General features: G+C 71.2%; 17 protein-coding genes. 9 read left to right on the forward strand and 8 right to left on the reverse strand.

Annotated features, from left to right (window positions below; all coding sequences use genetic code 11):
* Positions 1 to 47: 47 nt before the first annotated feature.
* From ACZ3YL_RS18255 to ACZ3YL_RS18275, 5 genes are all read right to left on the reverse strand, one after another.
* Positions 48 to 1436, reverse strand: a complete 1389-nt coding sequence (locus ACZ3YL_RS18255; RefSeq protein ID WP_188303334.1) for an MFS transporter — start codon at positions 1434 to 1436, stop codon at positions 48 to 50.
* Positions 1437 to 1812: 376 nt separating this feature from the next.
* Positions 1813 to 2415, reverse strand: a complete 603-nt coding sequence (locus ACZ3YL_RS18260) for a TetR/AcrR family transcriptional regulator (protein ID WP_188303333.1) — start codon at positions 2413 to 2415, stop codon at positions 1813 to 1815.
* 39 nt (positions 2416 to 2454) lie between these two features.
* Positions 2455 to 3417, reverse strand: coding sequence for a quinone oxidoreductase family protein (locus tag ACZ3YL_RS18265; RefSeq protein ID WP_465658409.1), 963 nt, complete (start codon positions 3415 to 3417; stop codon positions 2455 to 2457).
* Positions 3418 to 3465: 48 nt separating this feature from the next.
* The gene (locus ACZ3YL_RS18270; protein WP_465658411.1) at positions 3466 to 4002 is read right to left on the reverse strand and encodes an NUDIX domain-containing protein; all 537 of its coding nucleotides are present in this window, start codon (positions 4000 to 4002) and stop codon (positions 3466 to 3468) included.
* A gap of 47 nt (positions 4003 to 4049) precedes the next feature.
* Positions 4050 to 4295 (reverse strand): hypothetical protein, encoded by a 246-nt coding sequence (locus ACZ3YL_RS18275; protein WP_465658414.1) that lies wholly within the window; start codon positions 4293 to 4295, stop codon positions 4050 to 4052.
* Positions 4296 to 4421: 126 nt separating this feature from the next.
* On the opposite strand from ACZ3YL_RS18275, the gene ACZ3YL_RS18280 reads away from it, so the two are divergent.
* The 7 genes from ACZ3YL_RS18280 (at position 4422) to ACZ3YL_RS18310 (ending at position 9017) form a co-directional block, all read left to right on the forward strand.
* Positions 4422 to 5255: a helix-turn-helix domain-containing protein gene (locus tag ACZ3YL_RS18280; RefSeq protein ID WP_465658416.1), complete on the forward strand. Its 834-nt coding sequence runs from the start codon at positions 4422 to 4424 to the stop codon at positions 5253 to 5255.
* Complete coding sequence (locus tag ACZ3YL_RS18285) at positions 5245 to 5445, forward strand: DUF397 domain-containing protein (protein ID WP_465658418.1); 201 nt, start codon at positions 5245 to 5247, stop codon at positions 5443 to 5445. The genes ACZ3YL_RS18280 and ACZ3YL_RS18285 overlap by 11 nt, the downstream gene beginning before the upstream one ends.
* 184 nt (positions 5446 to 5629) lie before the next feature.
* A complete protein-coding gene (locus tag ACZ3YL_RS18290) occupies positions 5630 to 5827 on the forward strand; it encodes a DUF397 domain-containing protein (protein ID WP_465658420.1) in 198 nt (65 codons plus the stop codon).
* Between the two features lie 10 nt (positions 5828 to 5837).
* Entirely contained in the window at positions 5838 to 6050 is a 213-nt protein-coding gene (locus tag ACZ3YL_RS18295) for a DUF397 domain-containing protein (protein WP_465658422.1), read from the forward strand.
* An 11-nt stretch (positions 6051 to 6061) separates the two neighbouring features.
* Positions 6062 to 6274 (forward strand): DUF397 domain-containing protein, encoded by a 213-nt coding sequence (locus tag ACZ3YL_RS18300; protein ID WP_465658424.1) that lies wholly within the window; start codon positions 6062 to 6064, stop codon positions 6272 to 6274.
* A gap of 84 nt (positions 6275 to 6358) precedes the next feature.
* Entirely contained in the window at positions 6359 to 7555 is a 1197-nt protein-coding gene (locus tag ACZ3YL_RS18305; RefSeq protein WP_465658426.1) for an MFS transporter, read from the forward strand.
* Positions 7556 to 7793: 238 nt separating this feature from the next.
* Positions 7794 to 9017, forward strand: coding sequence for an RNA-guided endonuclease InsQ/TnpB family protein (locus ACZ3YL_RS18310; protein ID WP_465658428.1), 1224 nt, complete (start codon positions 7794 to 7796; stop codon positions 9015 to 9017).
* Positions 9018 to 9389: 372 nt separating this feature from the next.
* On the opposite strand, the gene ACZ3YL_RS18315 is transcribed toward ACZ3YL_RS18310, so the two are convergent.
* Both ACZ3YL_RS18315 and ACZ3YL_RS18320 read right to left on the reverse strand, forming a co-directional pair.
* Positions 9390 to 10796 (reverse strand): uracil-xanthine permease family protein, encoded by a 1407-nt coding sequence (locus tag ACZ3YL_RS18315; protein WP_188303321.1) that lies wholly within the window; start codon positions 10794 to 10796, stop codon positions 9390 to 9392.
* Between the two features lie 138 nt (positions 10797 to 10934).
* On the reverse strand, positions 10935 to 11618 hold the full coding sequence (locus tag ACZ3YL_RS18320; RefSeq protein WP_465658430.1) for an SRPBCC family protein: 684 nt from the start codon (positions 11616 to 11618) through the stop codon (positions 10935 to 10937).
* Between the two features lie 164 nt (positions 11619 to 11782).
* On the opposite strand from ACZ3YL_RS18320, the gene ACZ3YL_RS18325 reads away from it, so the two are divergent.
* On the forward strand, positions 11783 to 12466 hold the full coding sequence (locus ACZ3YL_RS18325) for a TetR/AcrR family transcriptional regulator (protein ID WP_465658432.1): 684 nt from the start codon (positions 11783 to 11785) through the stop codon (positions 12464 to 12466).
* A 7-nt stretch (positions 12467 to 12473) separates the two neighbouring features.
* Here ACZ3YL_RS18325 and ACZ3YL_RS18330 read toward each other — a convergent pair whose 3' ends face one another.
* Positions 12474 to 13427, reverse strand: coding sequence for a LuxR C-terminal-related transcriptional regulator (locus tag ACZ3YL_RS18330; RefSeq protein ID WP_317620935.1), 954 nt, complete (start codon positions 13425 to 13427; stop codon positions 12474 to 12476).
* A gap of 194 nt (positions 13428 to 13621) precedes the next feature.
* Here ACZ3YL_RS18330 and ACZ3YL_RS18335 point away from each other — a divergent pair, with 194 nt between their 5' ends.
* Positions 13622 to 14326, forward strand: a complete 705-nt coding sequence (locus tag ACZ3YL_RS18335; protein WP_465658434.1) for a G1 family glutamic endopeptidase — start codon at positions 13622 to 13624, stop codon at positions 14324 to 14326.
* Positions 14327 to 14561 lie beyond the last annotated feature (235 nt).

The following is a 14561-nucleotide window of genomic DNA, read 5'->3' on the forward strand; positions in this document are numbered from 1 at the left end:
GGCGCCGCCGTGCACGCGCCGGCCGTCAGCGCACCGTCAGCGCACCGTCAGCGCACCGACTGCGGGACGCGCTGCGCCGGGACGCCCGGCGCAGCGGCCGTACGGGGCGCGGCCGGGGCGGCGCCCAGCGCGGTGCCGCGGGTCTCCTCCGCCCACAGGACGCACACCAGCAGGCCCAGCGCCGTCGTCCCGGCGGCGATCAGCATGGTGGGCCCGGTGCCCAGGCCGGTCAGCGACAGCGGCAGCAGGTAGGTGCCCACCGCCGCGCCGATCCGGCTGACCGAGGTGGCCATGCCCACGGCGGTGGCCCGGATCTCGGTCGGGAACAGCTCGTTGGGGTAGGTCCAGTCGAGCACGTTCGGCCCGCCGCACAGGAAGGCGTACGCGCACAGCGCGGTCAGCGCGACGGCGGCCGGCGCGCTGGGCCACACCCCCAGCAGCGCCAGCGGGACGGTCATCAGCGCGAAGGACCAGATGATGACGGGGCGCCGGCCCTTGGTGTCGATCAGGCGCAGCGCCGGGTAGCAGCCGAGCAGGAAGACCAGGCTGATCAGCCCGGTGCCCAGGGTCTCCATCACGGTGCCGCCCGGCATGCCGAAGGAGGAGAGGATCTGCGGGCCGAAGGTGAGCATCGCGAACAGCGGGCCGACCTGGCAGAGGAAGAACAGGCCGCAGAACAGGGTGCGCCGCCGGTAGGGCGGGGTCATCAGCAGCCGCAGCCCGCCGGCGCTGCGGGCCCGGGCGGCCGGGTCCGGCATCAGCTCGCGGCCGTCGACCCGCACCCCGAGGTGCTTCTCCACCACGCGCACCGCGTCGCCGACCCGTCCGTTGGCGGCCAGCCAGCGCGGCGACTCGGGGGAGCCGCGGCGGATCACCAGGAAGACCACGCACAGCACAGTGGAACTGGCCAGCATCCACCGCCAGCTGCCCGGTCCGGCCAGCTCCAGGAACAGGTAGCCCACCACGTAGGCGAGCACCGAGCCGGCGTACCAGGCGACGATCTGCTGACCGAGCAGCCGCCCGCGCTGCTTGGCGGGCAGCCACTCGGCGAGCAGGGAGGTGGCGATCGGGTAGTCGGCGGCGACGGCCATGCCGAGCACGAAGCGCAGCACGGTGATCGCCCACACCGAGTCGACCCAGAACGAGAGCACCGAGCAGGCGACCATCACCAGCAGGTCGGCGGTGTACATCACCTCCCGGCCGATCTTGTCGGTCAGCACGCCGAACAGGGCGCCGCCGACGAACATGCCCACCAGGGCGGCGGCGCCGATCAGGCTGACCTCCGCAGTGGACAGGCCGAGGTCGGGACGCATCCCGATCAGGGCGACGCCGACGATGCTCAGGATGTAGCCGTCGAGCAGCGGCCCACCGGAACAGGCCAGGGCCAGCCTGCGGTGGAAGGCGGTATACGGGGCGTTGTCGATCGTTTGGGACATGGGCTTCGGGGTCCTCCGGGACGTACGGCCGCGCGATTGGCACGCGGGCCGTGCGCCGGGTAGACGGCAGGGAACGGAGCCGCCCACCATGGACGGCTCCATCGCCCGGTCACACCGGGCGACCGTCCACGGTTGCCCGGGTACGGAGGGTGAACCACCGGGCCGAAGGTCGGCCGGATTCGTGACCAAGGTCCCGAAGCGGACAGGGCCTTCGGCCGTGCCGGTTCACGTCCAGCCCAGTCCTCGCGGGCCCTGTCGCCGTCCGCCCGCCCTCCGGGGCGCTCCGGGTGACCCTTCTCACCCGGAGCCCCTTTTGGAGTGTCCCGCGCCACATTCCGGCGTACTGGTCCAGACCAGCAGCCATCGGCCGCGCGGGTCAGTCGGCTGGACGGGCCTCGCGCAGCCGGGCGAGACCGGAGTCCAGGGCCGCCTCCAAGTGGATCGTCGACCCGGTGGCCAGCAGGATCGCCACCCCGCCCTGCACCCCGGCCAGCAGCGCCGCCGCCTCCCGCTCCGCGTCCAGCCCCGCCGTGACCTCGCCGGCGTCCTGGAGGTGGCGGATGCCCGCGGCGATCTGCTCCTGCCACCGGTCCATCAGCCGGCCCGCCACCGCGCGCGCCGCGTCGGAGGCGGCCGGGCCGCGCCGGGACAGGGCCGTCTGCAGCGGACAGTGGGCGCCCTGCGCCCGGTAGCGGGCCACCACCTTGTCCCGCCACCGCCACCAGGCCTCCCAGCTGGTCAGCGCGCCCAGTTCGGGCTGCTGGTCGTCGAGGATCCGGTCCGCCTCGTGATGGGCCACGGCCAGCAGCAACTCGTCCTTGCCGCCCGGGAAGTAGTGGAACAGCTGGCTCTTGCTGGTCGCCGTCCGGGCCATGACGTCCTCCAGGCGCAGCGCGAACACGCCCTCCTCGCGGATCTGCCCGGCCGCGCCCTCGACGATGCGCGCCCTGGTGGCGGCGCCCTTGCGGGTCAGCGTCATCCGTCCTCCTGTGCTTCCGACGGCCCCGTACCGTGCCGGTCAGGTCAGCAGCAGCAACTTGCCGGTGGTGCGCCGCGATTCCAGGTCCGCGTGCGCCCGGGCCGCCTCGGCCAGCGGGTAGCGGCCGGTGACCCGCAGGGTCAGCCGACCGTCCAGGACCAGGTCGAACAGCTCGCCGCTGCGCCGCACCAGGGCCTCGCGGGTGGGGACGTGGTGACGTACCAGGGGGAAGGACAGCAGGATGCTGTTGGGCAGGTCGGTGGGCCGCAGCGTCGGGACGCCGAGGAAGGGGCCGTAGTAGGCGTGCACGCCGTGCGGGCGCAGCGCCAGCTGGGAGGAGGCGAAGGTCTCGGCGCCACTGCCGTCGTAGACGACGTCGGCGCCGCGGCCGCCGGTCAGCTCCCGCACCCGCTCCTCGAAGCCGGGGCCGGCGTGGACCAGGACGTGGTCGGCGCCGGCCTCCTTCGCCACGGCGGCCTTCTCCTCGCGCGAGACCAGGCCGATGACGCTGCCGCCGCGGGCCTTGACGAACTGGGTGAGCAGCAGACCGACCCCGCCGGCGGCCGCGTGCACCACGGCGGTGTCGCCCGGGCCGACGGGGTAGGTCTCGGTGCTCAGGTGGCTGGCGGTCAGGCCCTGGAGCATCACCGCGGCCGCCGTCTCGTCGTCGATCCCGTCGGGCACCTTGACCAGCTCGTCAGCCGGGACGGCGAGCAACTCGGCGTAGCTGCCCGGGTGGTAGTACCAGGCGACCCGGTCGCCGACGGCCAGGCCCGTCACTCCCGCGCCGAGGGCGGTGACCCGGCCGGCGCCCTCGACGCCCAGGACCGTCGGTGCCGCCCAGCCGAATCCGCCCTGCGCGCGGGCGCCGACGTCGAGGTAGTTCACCCCGGCCGCCGCCACGCGCACCACGGCCTCGCCGGGGCCGGGGACGGGGTCGGGCAGCTCGGTCCAGCGCATGACCTCGGGGCCGCCGTGCTCCTCGATCCGGATCGCGTGCATGGGGTGCCGCCCTTCTGTGCGGTTCGTTCGGAGGGAACGTCCAGCACGTTAGGCAGGCGAAAATGGACCCACAAGTCCAGAAATGGCGCCGTGCCGATCAGCCCACCGGGACCGGGACGCCCCGGACGAGGAGGGGCAGGCCGGCGCCGTGCTCCCAGGCGTCCCAGGCGTCGTCGATGCGGCGGTACTGGTCATCCGTCGTGACCTCGCGCAGCTTGGACTGCGGGATCCAGTGCAGGCCGCGGATCTCCGGCGGCGGCTGGTGGCGGTGGACGGCCTCGGCTGGCGGTGCGTGAGCAGTCCGCCCGCGTAGACGAAGTTCACGCCCTCGGGGAAGGCCGCGGCGGGGACGTAGTCGATGGTGAGGATGGTCCGGAGGGAGAGGACGAGCCCGGTCTCGGTTTCGAGGTGCCGGCGGGCCGCGAGGTGCGGCAGCTCGTCCTGCTCGGCGCTGCCGCCGGGCAGGGTCATGCCGTCCTTGTAGGAGGGGTCGACCAGGAGGACGGAGAACTCGTCCGACCCGTCGGGGTCCTCGCGCAGGACGAAGACCTGCTGGCCCGAACGACGGGCGGGGGGACGGCTCATGAGGCTGGTCCTGTTCAACTGTGCTCCAGGGGTGCGGAGAACGATGGTCACAGCGGCCGACGGCGCGGCTTCCCGCAGGTGCCGGGCGCGGTCTCACGCGGGGTGAGGGGCCGCAGGAAGGCCGGGGCGGCGCGCCACTCCGGGCCGGTCACCCCCAGGGGCCGGAGAATCGCGTTCCCGAGCATCACCTCGACGAAGACGCCCTCGCGCGGCCTCCCGTCCGCCAGGTGACTGAAGTCCTGGACGACCTCGTGGAGTTGGAAGGGAAGAGAGGGGTTCTGCGCGTCAGGCATGGGGGTCTCCGCAGGTTGCGCTGTGCGTCCGGCGAATCACCGGGTGTAGCCATGCTCCCGTGTCGACCTCTACGATCGGAAGGACTTGAACTCTCCAGTTGGTTCTGCTTTAAGTTGGAGCTGATCTTGAACCGTCGCACGCTTGATCCAAAGTCATCACCCTTGGCGGCGCTGGTCGTTCATCTCCGCACGCTGCGGGATGTAAAGGGCTTGACCCAGGCAGAGTTGGGGGAGCTGGTCAGGTACTCAAGTGTCTACATCTCGAACGTAGAGACGGGGAAAACGGCTCCGAGCTTAAAGTTCATCGCTCTCTGTGATGCTGCGTTGGATGCCGGTGGCTCGCTCGAACTCTTGTGGTGGAGTTGGAAGAATGGATCCTTGATCCCGGGCTTCCCTGAGTACGCGGCAAAGGAACGCGAAGCTCTGGCTATCAGGATCTTCGAGCTGGACATGGTTCCAGGCATACTTCAACACGCGGGCTACAGCGCTGCGTATGAGATGGCGCCAGTTCGGCGCGGCGAGGCGACGCAGGAGCAGGCAGACGAGCGTCTGAAGCTCAAGTCCGTGCGACAGCGAATCCTTGACCGCACGTCAGCAGTTCATGTCGTCCTTGATGAGTCGGTCCTCCGACGTCCGATCGGCGGGCCAGGCACCATGGCCCAGCAGCTACAGCACCTGGAGCGCTTGGCGGCAAGGCCGAACATCGTGATCCAAATCGCGCCCTCCGCGCTTGGCGAGGAGCGGCCGTTCTCGCACTCGGTCACGCTGCTCACCCTGGCGAACCGGACCATGGTCGGGTACACGGAGACCCTTCAAAGGGGCTTCCTGGAGCAGGACATCGAGGTCGTATCCGTGTGGGCTGGAAAGTACGATCGACTGCAGGTGAACGCCCTGAATCAACCGGACAGTCTCGTCAAGATCCGGGAGACACGAGAGGACTATGAAGGCAATGCAAGTTGACCTGACCGACGCCGCGTGGCGCAAGAGCACCTACAGCAACGGGCAGGGCGGCTGCATTGAGGTAGATGACGTGCTCCCGGGCAGGGTCCGTGACTCCAAGGACCCCAGCGGCCCGGTCCTGGTCTTCCCGGCCGAGGCCTGGAAGTCGTTCGTCGCCGCCGTCCGCAGCGGCGAGTTCGGCGACGTCTGAGCGACAGGCCCGGACCGCATTCGCTGTGGTCCGGGCCTGTCGTCTTCCTCCTGCGAGCCGGGGGTGGGTGCTGAATGCGGGGATGTGGACCGATGGGTCGATAGATACGATCGACTCCAGCTCAACGCACTCAGCCAGCAGGACAGTTCGGCCATGATCCGGGAGGCACGGATGGAGCTGGACCATGCATGACCCAACGGGCGCCAAGTGGCGCAAGAGCACCTACAGCAATGGCGGGGGCGGCTGCATCGAGGTAGATGACGCGCTCCCGGGCAGAGTCCGTGACTCCAAGGACCCCGACGGCCCGGTCCTGGTCTTCCCGGCCGAGGTCTGGGAGTCGTTCGTCGCCGCTGTCCGCAGCGGTGAGTTCGGTGAAGTCTGAGAGGAGCATCATGGCCGACCGTGTAGACCTGTCCGACGCCGCATGGTTCAAGAGCAGTTACAGCAACAACGGCGGTACCTGCGTCGAGGTGGCAGCGGCCTTCCCCGGCCTCGCTCCCGTCCGTGATTCCAAGGACCCCGACGGGCCGGCCTTGGTCTTCCCGGCCGAGGCTTGGGAGTCGTTCGTCGCCGGTGTCCGCAGCGGCGAGTTCGGCGACATCTGAGAGGGAGCGTCATGGCCGACCGTGTAGACCTGTCCGGAGCCTTCTGGGGCAAGTCCTCGTACTCCAACAACGGGGGCGACTGCGTGGAGGTAGCGCCGGGTTTCCCCGGCCTGGCTCCCGTTCGCGACTCGAAGGACCCTCAGGGGTCGGCGCTCGTCTTTCCGGCCGAGGCCTGGGAGTCGTTCATCACCGCAGTCCGCAGTGGGGAGTTCGGCGCCATCTGAAACAGTGGGCCCGGGCCGCATCCGCTGCGGCCCGGGCCGTCACCGACGCGGTGAGGGGGTTCGTGAACCTGGGGGAGTGAACCTGTGAGTGTGCAGACCGAAGAGCTGGCGCAGCCTGCTGCCGAAACTACCGACAAGCGATCTGTACGGCAGGCCCTGCTGATCGCGCTGGGCAGCGGCATCGGCTACATGCCGTTCGCGCTGACCATCCCGATCCTTCCCGGCCACGTCACCGGCCGACTTCACGGCGGCCCCGCCGAGGTCGGCGCGGTCGTCGGCGGTTACGCGCTGACCGCGCTGCTGTCCCGTCCGGTGTCGGGTGCGCTGATGAACCGCCTCGGCGCCCGGGTGCTGACGATCGGCGGCACGATACTGACCACGCTCGCCACCGTCTGCTACCCGCTGGCCGGGTCGATCGCCGAACTCGTCGGCCTGCGCATGCTGGTCGGCATCGGCATGGGCGTGATGCTGGCCGCGACCGGGGTCTGGCCGGTGCAGCTGGTCGGCAAGGACCGGCAGAGCTGGGCGCTGGGGTTGAGCGGCACCGTCATCTACGTGGCCATCGGCCTGGGCGCCCCGCTGGGCACGCTGGTCGAGCACCTGGTGGGCACGACGGCCACGTTCGTGATCGCCGGGCTGCTCGCCCTGCCCGTCATCCCCATCGCCCTCTCGGTACCCGAGGTGCGCCTGCCCCCGAAGGCGGCGGAGCGGGGCGGCATCGAGCGGGGCCGGGCGCTGCTGGGCACCGTGCTGTCCAGCGTCGCGCTGGTCTTCACCGCGTTCGGGTTCGCGGCGGTCTCCGGCTTCGCGGTCGCCAAGTTCGACGCCCTCGGTGTCGCCGGGGGAGCGGCCGTGGTCACCGCGTACTCCCTGACCGTGGTGCTGCTGCGGATAGCGAGCACCTGGATCCGCTGGGAGGCCACGCGGCCGGTGGCGCTGGCCGCCCTGTTCCTCGTCGAGGCCCTGGGCGTCGCGCTCATCGGGCTGTCGGACGGCCTTGCTCTGGGCGTGATCGGCGGTGTGCTCACCGGGGTCGGCATGTGGCAGATCTACCCGGTGCTGGGACTGTTCGTGGTGCGCTCGGTCGGTGAACGCCAGCGCGCCACGGCGCTGTCGACCTTCGGGGCCTGCTTCACGGTGGGCCTCGCCGCCGGCAGTGGCTCGCTCGGGCTGGTCGCCGAGGCCACCGGGTACCGGACGATGTTCCTGGTCTGCGCGGCCTGTGTCGGTCTGGGGCTGCTGGTGGCCGTGGCGGCGGCCCGCGTCGCCCGGATCCGCTGACCGCCCCCGGCGGTCGGCTTCACCCGGCGCGCGGGCCGGGACGACGACCGGCCCCGGGCCGCGTCCGTTGCGGTCCGGGCCTGTTGAACAGGTCCCGGCGGCCGGACAGAACAACCCGAAGACAGCCCAGCAGGGCGTCAGTCAGTGGCAGAGCCACGACCACCGGAACCTGAGTATCAGCATCAATGTCAGTGGTGTGCCTTATGTTGACCGCAGCTGTCGAAGGGGGTGTTCCACGATGTTGTCCGGGCGTAGGTACCGGCTTGAACTCAGTGAGACTCAGACCGAGTTGTGCGAGATGTTCGGCGACGTCTGCCGGTCGGTCTGGAACACCGCTCTGGAGCAGCGCCGGGAATACCGGTGGCGGGGTGCGTTCATGGACTACGTGCCGCAAGCCGCTGAGCTGGCTGAGGCTAAGCGGGAGTTCCCGTGGCTGGCGGATGCTCCATCGCACGTGCTGCAACAGACACTTCGCGATCTCGACAAGGCGTGCCGGACTCATGGCACGTTCAGGGTCCGCTGGCGGTCGAAGGCCCGCTGGTCGCCGTCGTTCCGGTTCCCGGCTGGAAACCGGATCACGGTCGAGAGGATAGCCCGGAAGTGGGGCCGGGCGAAGCTGCCGAAACTCGGCTGGGTCCGGTTCCGCTGGTCCCGTCCCCTCGGCGGCGACATCCGGTCGGCTACCGTCACCCGGCAGGGGCGACGTTGGTTCGTCTCGTTCCTGGTTGAGGACGGCAAATCCACGCCGGAGCGGCACGCGATGCCGGACACAGCGGTGGGTGTGGACCGGGGCGTGAAGGTCGCCGCGACGACCAGTAACGGCGACTTCCACGATCGGCCGTTTGCCACACCCGGGGAAGCTGCCAGGCAACGACGGCTGCAGCAACAGCTGGCCAGGTGCAAGCGCGGCAGCAACCGGCGCAAGGCGGTGCTGGCGAAGATCAACGCCATCACCAGCCGGGTCCGCAACCGCCGGGCGGACTTCTGCGCCCAGACCGGAGCCGGGCTGACCACCCGGAACGCGGTGGTGGTGTTGGAAGACCTGCGTATCCGGAACATGACCGCCTCGGCGGCCGGAACCGTAGAGCGGCCCGGCCGCTACGTCTGTGCCAAGGCGGGACTCAACCGTGCCATCCTGGACAAGGGATGGCGCTTGCTCGAACTCGCGCTGCGCAATGCGGCGCGCACCACCGGGACCGAAGTGGTGCTGGTTGACCCCGCGTACACGTCGCAGACCTGTAACGCCTGCAAGCACGTGGACCCCAAGTCGCGCGAGAGCCAAGCCGACTTTCGGTGCACCGCCTGCGGGCATGCGGATCACGCCGACGTGAACGCCGCGAAGAACATCCTCAACGCCGCAGGGCATGCGGTGTCAGGGCGTGGAGACCTCGGCACTGGCCGGTCAGCGAAGCGCCAACCACCGGCCACGCGCACACGCATGGCCGGATTCTCCCGGCGTTAGCCGGGAGAGGAAGTCAAGTCGATTTCGATCGGGTGCATTGCCGTGTCGGCAATCGGTGACCATTCGAGCCTTGACGACACCGAAGGTGCTCGGGGCGGCGCACTGCACGTTGGGGAAGGGGAAGGGGTCGGTCTTGGTGCTCGGGGGCCACTGGACCTTGCCTGCGGCGGCGGTGGTGCTGGCGGTGGCCGAGTTGCAGGAGATCGCGAACACAGCGAGGGTCACGGCCCCGACGGTGAGCCGGCGGTGGTGGGGCAGGACGGACATGCCACTCCCAGTGGGGGAACGGGGTGGTCGAATCGCTGCCTGTGATTCGACCACCCGGCGGCAAGGCGGAACGACCGGCGGAAGTATCCGCCGGTCATGTCCTGGTCACTTCTGCCGGTTGTCGCCCCCGGCGGTCCCGGACGGTTCGTCGTACGAGGACGTCCCCTCGTCCAGCAGCGGCTCCTGCGTCTTCAGGTGGGCGGGGGCCAGCGCGCGCAGCGCGTGGTAGCCGGTGATGACGACCAGGGTGCCCAGGGCGATGCCGCTGAGGCTGAAGGTGTCGGTGAACTTCAGGGTGACGTTGCCGATGCCGATGATGATGCCCGCGGCGGCCGGCACCAGGTTCAGCGGGTTTCGCAGGTCGACCCCGGACTTGATCCAGATCTGCGCGCCGAGCAGGCCGATCATGCCGTACAGGATGACGGTGATGCCGCCGAGCACCCCGCCGGGGATCGCGGCCACGACCGCGCCGAACTTCGGGCAGACGCCGAACAGCAGGGCGAAGCCGGCCGCGGCCCAGTAGGCGGCGGTGGAGTAGACCCGGGTGGCGGCCATCACGCCGATGTTCTCGGAGTACGTGGTGTTGGGCGGGCCGCCGAGCGCGGTGGAGAGCATCGAGCCGACGCCGTCCGCGGAGATCGCGGTGCCCAGCTTGTCGTCCAGGTTCGCCCCGGTCATCTCGCCGACGGCCTTGATGTGCCCGGCGTTCTCCGCGATCAGGGCGATCACCACGGGCAGCGCGACCAGGATCGCGGACCACTGGAAGGAGGGGCCGTGGAAGGCGGGCAGGCCGATCCAGTCCGCCTTGCCGACGCCGGACAGGTCCAGGCGCCAGTGGTCGGTCAGGTGCCCGGCCGCGTCCACCGAGTGGATCCTGCCGAAGACGCGGTCGAACAGGAAGGAGATCCCGTACCCGAAGAGCAGCCCCAGGAAGATCGCCACCCGCGACCAGAACCCGCGCAGGCACACCACCGCGAGCCCGGTGAACAGCATCACCAGCAGCGCCGTCCACTGGTCCTGCGGCCAGTACGTCGAGGCGGTCACCGGGGCCAGGTTGAAGCCGATCAGCATGACGACGGCGCCGGTGACGATCGGCGGCATCGCCGCGTGGATGATCCGCGCCCCGAAGTACTGCACCGCCAGGCCCGCCAGGAACAGCACCGCGCCCACCACGAGCACCGCGCCGGTCACCGTCGCGCTGGTGCCGCCCTGGGCCCGGATCACCGCGGCGACCCCGACGAAGGACAGCGAGCAGCCGAGGTAGCTGGGGATCCGGCCGCGGGTGGCCAGCAGGAAGATCACGGTCGAGACGCCGGACATCATGATCGCCAGGTTGGGGTCCAGCCCCATCAGCACCGGAGCCACGAAGCTCGCGCCGAACATGGCCACCACGTGCTGGGCGCCGAGCCCTGCCGTCCGGGGCCAGGAGAGTCGTTCGTCGGGGCGGACGACCGCTCCCGGTGCGGGCGTCCGCCCGTCACCGTGCAGCTTCCAGCGCACGCCGAGATCCATGTGGGGGTTCCTTCTCTGAACTTTCGGGGGACTGTCCGCACCATTCTCATGGTCATCCGGCCTCCCACGCACACCTGGCCCCGCTCCTGACCTGCGCACTCGCGCGGGGAGCGGGGCCGGGGGGCGTGCGACGGGCGGTCAGCCCCGCGCCTCGGCGGCGGCCTTGAGGTCGTGCAGCCAGGCGTCCAGGCCTTGACGCAGGATCGCCGTCGCGACCGGGACGTCCGCGTCGACCTGCGGCCCGGTGTGGGTCTCCTCGGTGCGCACCAGGACGCCGCCGCGCACCGGGGTGAAGGTCCACACGTGCACGCCGTCGATGTGCAGGCCCTCGGCGGTGGCGGGGCCGGTCCAGCGGATGCAGGAGCCGGGCTTCAGCTGCTGCACGGTGGAGGTGATGTCCAGGCTGGGGGCGGTGGTGGCGGGGTTGGGCGGCAGCGGGGTGGTCCAGTGGAACGCCGAGCCGGGCCGCAGCGGGCCGTGGTCCAGGCGCTCGGCGCTCGCCACGGCGCTCTGCCAGGACGGCCAGTGCGCCACGTCGCTCTGCAGCCGCCAGACGGTGGACAGCGGGGCGTGGATCACCGCCTCGGTGCGGTGGCGGATCCGGGCGGAGGGGTCGACGCCCTGGCCGCGGCAGGTGAGCGGGGCGGGGGAGTGGGCGCCGGGGTGGGTGGTGGCGCGGGTGGTGGCCGGGGTGGTGGCCGGGGTGCCGGCGGCCTGGGCGGGCACGGCGGCGGTGCCGAGCAGGGCGGCGGCGAGCGCGGCGGCGGACAGGGCGGGGCGGACGCGGGTGCTGTGGATGCGGGTGCTGCGGGTGCCGGACATGGTGGTCCCCTGGGGTCGACGGAGGGTCTGCTAGACGTTCCTTCGTTCGTTAGAAGTTGTAACTCCTCGGCCCGGCCGGGGTCAACAGGTTCAGTGATAGCCTCTAACTAATTCTTGAGGATGTAGCGATGTGGCTCATCCGGATGCGGAAGGGGCGGCGGACCATGGCGGAGGAGACCCCGAGGGAGCGCTACCGCGCCCAGGTACGCGAGGAGGTCAAGCGGCACGCCCGGGAGCAGATCGCCACGGCCGGGGCCTCCGCGCTCTCCCTCAACGCCATCGCCAAGCAGATGGGCCTGAGCGGGCCCGCGCTCTACCGCTACTTCGCCGGCCGCGACGAGCTGATCACCGCACTCGTCCGCGACGCCTACCGCAGCCTCGCCGACACCCTGAAGGTGGGCGCCGAGGGCGGCGCCGACCTGCGGGCCCTGGCCCACGCCCTGCGGCTGTGGGCGCTGGCCGACCCCCAGCGCTATTTTTTGATCTACGGCACGCCCGTGCCCGGCTACCACGCGCCCGAGGACACCACCGCGATCTCCGGCGAGATCATGACGATCCTGCTCGACGCGTGCGTCGCCGTCCTCGCCGGGTCCGCCGCCGCCGGCGCCGCAGGCCCCACCACGCCGGAGTCCACCCCCGCCGCGCTCGCCGCCCACCTGGCCGACCACCGCGACTGGACCCTCGGCCACCCCGCCCCGCCCGAGGCGCTGCACCGCTTCCTGAGCCTGTGGACCCGCCTGCACGGCGTGCTGTCCCTGGAACTGGCCGGCCACTTCACCGCGATGGGCTTCGACCCCGCCCTGCTCTACGCCGCCGAACTCGACGACCTGCTCGCCCCGCGCGGCTGAAGGGGCGTCACAGCAGCTGCGCCCGGGCCGCCTGGATGCCCGCCTGGAACCGGGTCCGGGCGCCGAAACGGTCCATCAGCTCCCGCACCCAGCGCTGCACCGTACGGGTCGACACCCCCAGCTGCCGGGCGATCGACTCGTCGGTGAGTCCGGCGGCCAGCAGCGTCAGCAACTGCCGGTGCCGGTCCTCCGGCGGCTCCTCGGGCAGCTCCGGCAGCCGCATCCCGTGCGCCCAGTACAGCTCGAACAGCCCGGCCAGCGCGTCCAGCAGGGTCGAGGGCCGGATCAGCAGCACACTCTCCAGTTCGGTGCCCGCGCTCACCGGCAGCAGCGCCCACCGGTCGTCCAACAGGGCCAGCTTCAGCGGCACTTCGGTGTGCACCCGGGCCTGCTCCCCGGCCGCCGTGAAGGTCCGGATCTCCGCCAGCCGCTCCGGATCGCGCAGCACCCGGCTGTGGTAGACCACCCGGGTCGCCACCCCCCGCCCCAGCAGCGCCAGTTCGGTGTGCGGATCGGAACGCCGTACGTACGGCGGCCGGTCCAGCACCCGCACCCGTTCGCGCACCCCCAGCTGCAGGGTCCGCCACAGGTCGGCGATCGAGCGGCGCCCGCTGATCACCTCCACCGGCCCGGCCGCCTCCGCGTCCGGGCGGCCCTGCCGGTAGGCGCGCATCAGCTCGCCGATCCGGCCCCGGGCACGCCGCAGCTCCACCTCGCGCCGCAGCAGCAGCTCCTCCAGCGCCACGTCCGGCGGCACCGCCGTCCACGCCCCGGCCGCGCACGCCTCCACCAGCCCCAGTTCGGCCAGCACCGCCAGCGCGGCCGCCACCATGGACGCCCGCAGGTTCAACTGCGCCGCCAGCCACTGCGGATCGGCGGCCGGCAGGCCCAGCAGTCGCAGGTAGAGCTGCTCCTCCAGCGCGCCGAGCCCGAGCCCGCCGAGCATGCCCGTCCCCGGCACGACACCCTCCTCGCGTCCTGCACCGCCAGCGGAACAGAGTGACTGTGCGCCACCCGGTGGCCGAAATCAAGGGATTGACCGCTTGACATGTTTACGCCATGTCGGGTTCCGGCCCCCATAGCTCCCTTCCCGGCCCCGCCACGGCGCCCCCAAGCTGGGCGGCACCCCCACAACGCCCAGCCAAGGAGCCCCCCATGGCCCTTTCCCGCACCGGCCGCCTCGCGCTCGCGGCCCTGCTGGCCCTGCCGGCCGCCGGCCTCGCCGCCCCCGTGGCCAGCGCCGCCCCCACCCACGCCACCCACAGCTACGGCGCCCACCACTACGGCCACGGCGCCCGCTACGACGGCGGCGTCTGGGGCGGCTACGTCGCCCAGGGCAACGGCTTCCAGAGCGTCTCCGGCTCCTGGACCATGCCCACCGTCCAGTGCAACACCTCCAACGACCTGTTCGCCCCCTGGGTCGGCATCGACGGCTACGGCTCGCAGACCGTCGAACAGACCGGCGTCCAGGTCGACTGCTCCAGCGGCTTCCCGGTCTACTCCGCCTGGTACGAGATGTACCCGGCCCCGCCGCAGTACTTCAACGACCCGGTGGACGCCGGCGACAGCTTCACCGCCTCCGTCGTCAACAGCGGCGGCTCCACCTACACGCTGCAGATCACCGACACCACCAAGGGCTGGTCCGAGAACACCACCCAGCAGCTCGACGGGCAGAACGTCAGCGCCGAGGCCGTCATAGAGTCCCCCAGCCAGAGCTACCCGTCCTTCGACCGCCTGGACTTCTCCGGCGTCACCGTCAACGGCCAGGTCTTCGACAGCTACTCCCCGCAGGCCATCAACAGCGGCCAGTACACCGAGACTTCGCTCAGCAACGGCTCCTTCGCCATCGTCCCCGCCTGACGCCCGTACGCCTCACCGCCCGTACGCCCGAGGCCCGTACGCCTCACCGGCCGTACGCCTCACCGCCGGCCGTGAACACCGCCCGCCCCGGGGACCGTACCCGCTACGGACCGGGGCGGGCGCGCACGCCGGGGCGCACCGCACCCCACCACACCCCGACCCGCCCGCGCCGCACCCCGCCACCCGCACGGCCCCCACGCACAATGCAGTGAACCGGTACGACCGTGTACATGCG

The organism is Kitasatospora sp. NPDC023176, assembly GCF_055560495.1.

Coding starts and splice junctions, on each gene's coding strand:
- ACZ3YL_RS18255 (WP_188303334.1), bottom strand. CDS start 1,436: ATGTCCCAAACGATCGACAACGCCCCGTATACCGCCTTCCACCGCAGG.
- ACZ3YL_RS18260 (WP_188303333.1), bottom strand. CDS start 2,415: ATGACGCTGACCCGCAAGGGCGCCGCCACCAGGGCGCGCATCGTCGAG.
- ACZ3YL_RS18265 (WP_465658409.1), bottom strand. CDS start 3,417: ATGCACGCGATCCGGATCGAGGAGCACGGCGGCCCCGAGGTCATGCGC.
- ACZ3YL_RS18270 (WP_465658411.1), bottom strand. CDS start 4,002: ATGAGCCGTCCCCCCGCCCGTCGTTCGGGCCAGCAGGTCTTCGTCCTG.
- ACZ3YL_RS18275 (WP_465658414.1), bottom strand. CDS start 4,295: ATGCCTGACGCGCAGAACCCCTCTCTTCCCTTCCAACTCCACGAGGTC.
- ACZ3YL_RS18285 (WP_465658418.1), top strand. CDS start 5,245: ATGCAAGTTGACCTGACCGACGCCGCGTGGCGCAAGAGCACCTACAGC.
- ACZ3YL_RS18290 (WP_465658420.1), top strand. CDS start 5,630: ATGCATGACCCAACGGGCGCCAAGTGGCGCAAGAGCACCTACAGCAAT.
- ACZ3YL_RS18295 (WP_465658422.1), top strand. CDS start 5,838: ATGGCCGACCGTGTAGACCTGTCCGACGCCGCATGGTTCAAGAGCAGT.
- ACZ3YL_RS18300 (WP_465658424.1), top strand. CDS start 6,062: ATGGCCGACCGTGTAGACCTGTCCGGAGCCTTCTGGGGCAAGTCCTCG.
- ACZ3YL_RS18310 (WP_465658428.1), top strand. CDS start 7,794: ATGTTGTCCGGGCGTAGGTACCGGCTTGAACTCAGTGAGACTCAGACC.
- ACZ3YL_RS18315 (WP_188303321.1), bottom strand. CDS start 10,796: ATGGATCTCGGCGTGCGCTGGAAGCTGCACGGTGACGGGCGGACGCCC.
- ACZ3YL_RS18320 (WP_465658430.1), bottom strand. CDS start 11,618: ATGTCCGGCACCCGCAGCACCCGCATCCACAGCACCCGCGTCCGCCCC.
- ACZ3YL_RS18325 (WP_465658432.1), top strand. CDS start 11,783: ATGGCGGAGGAGACCCCGAGGGAGCGCTACCGCGCCCAGGTACGCGAG.
- ACZ3YL_RS18335 (WP_465658434.1), top strand. CDS start 13,622: ATGGCCCTTTCCCGCACCGGCCGCCTCGCGCTCGCGGCCCTGCTGGCC.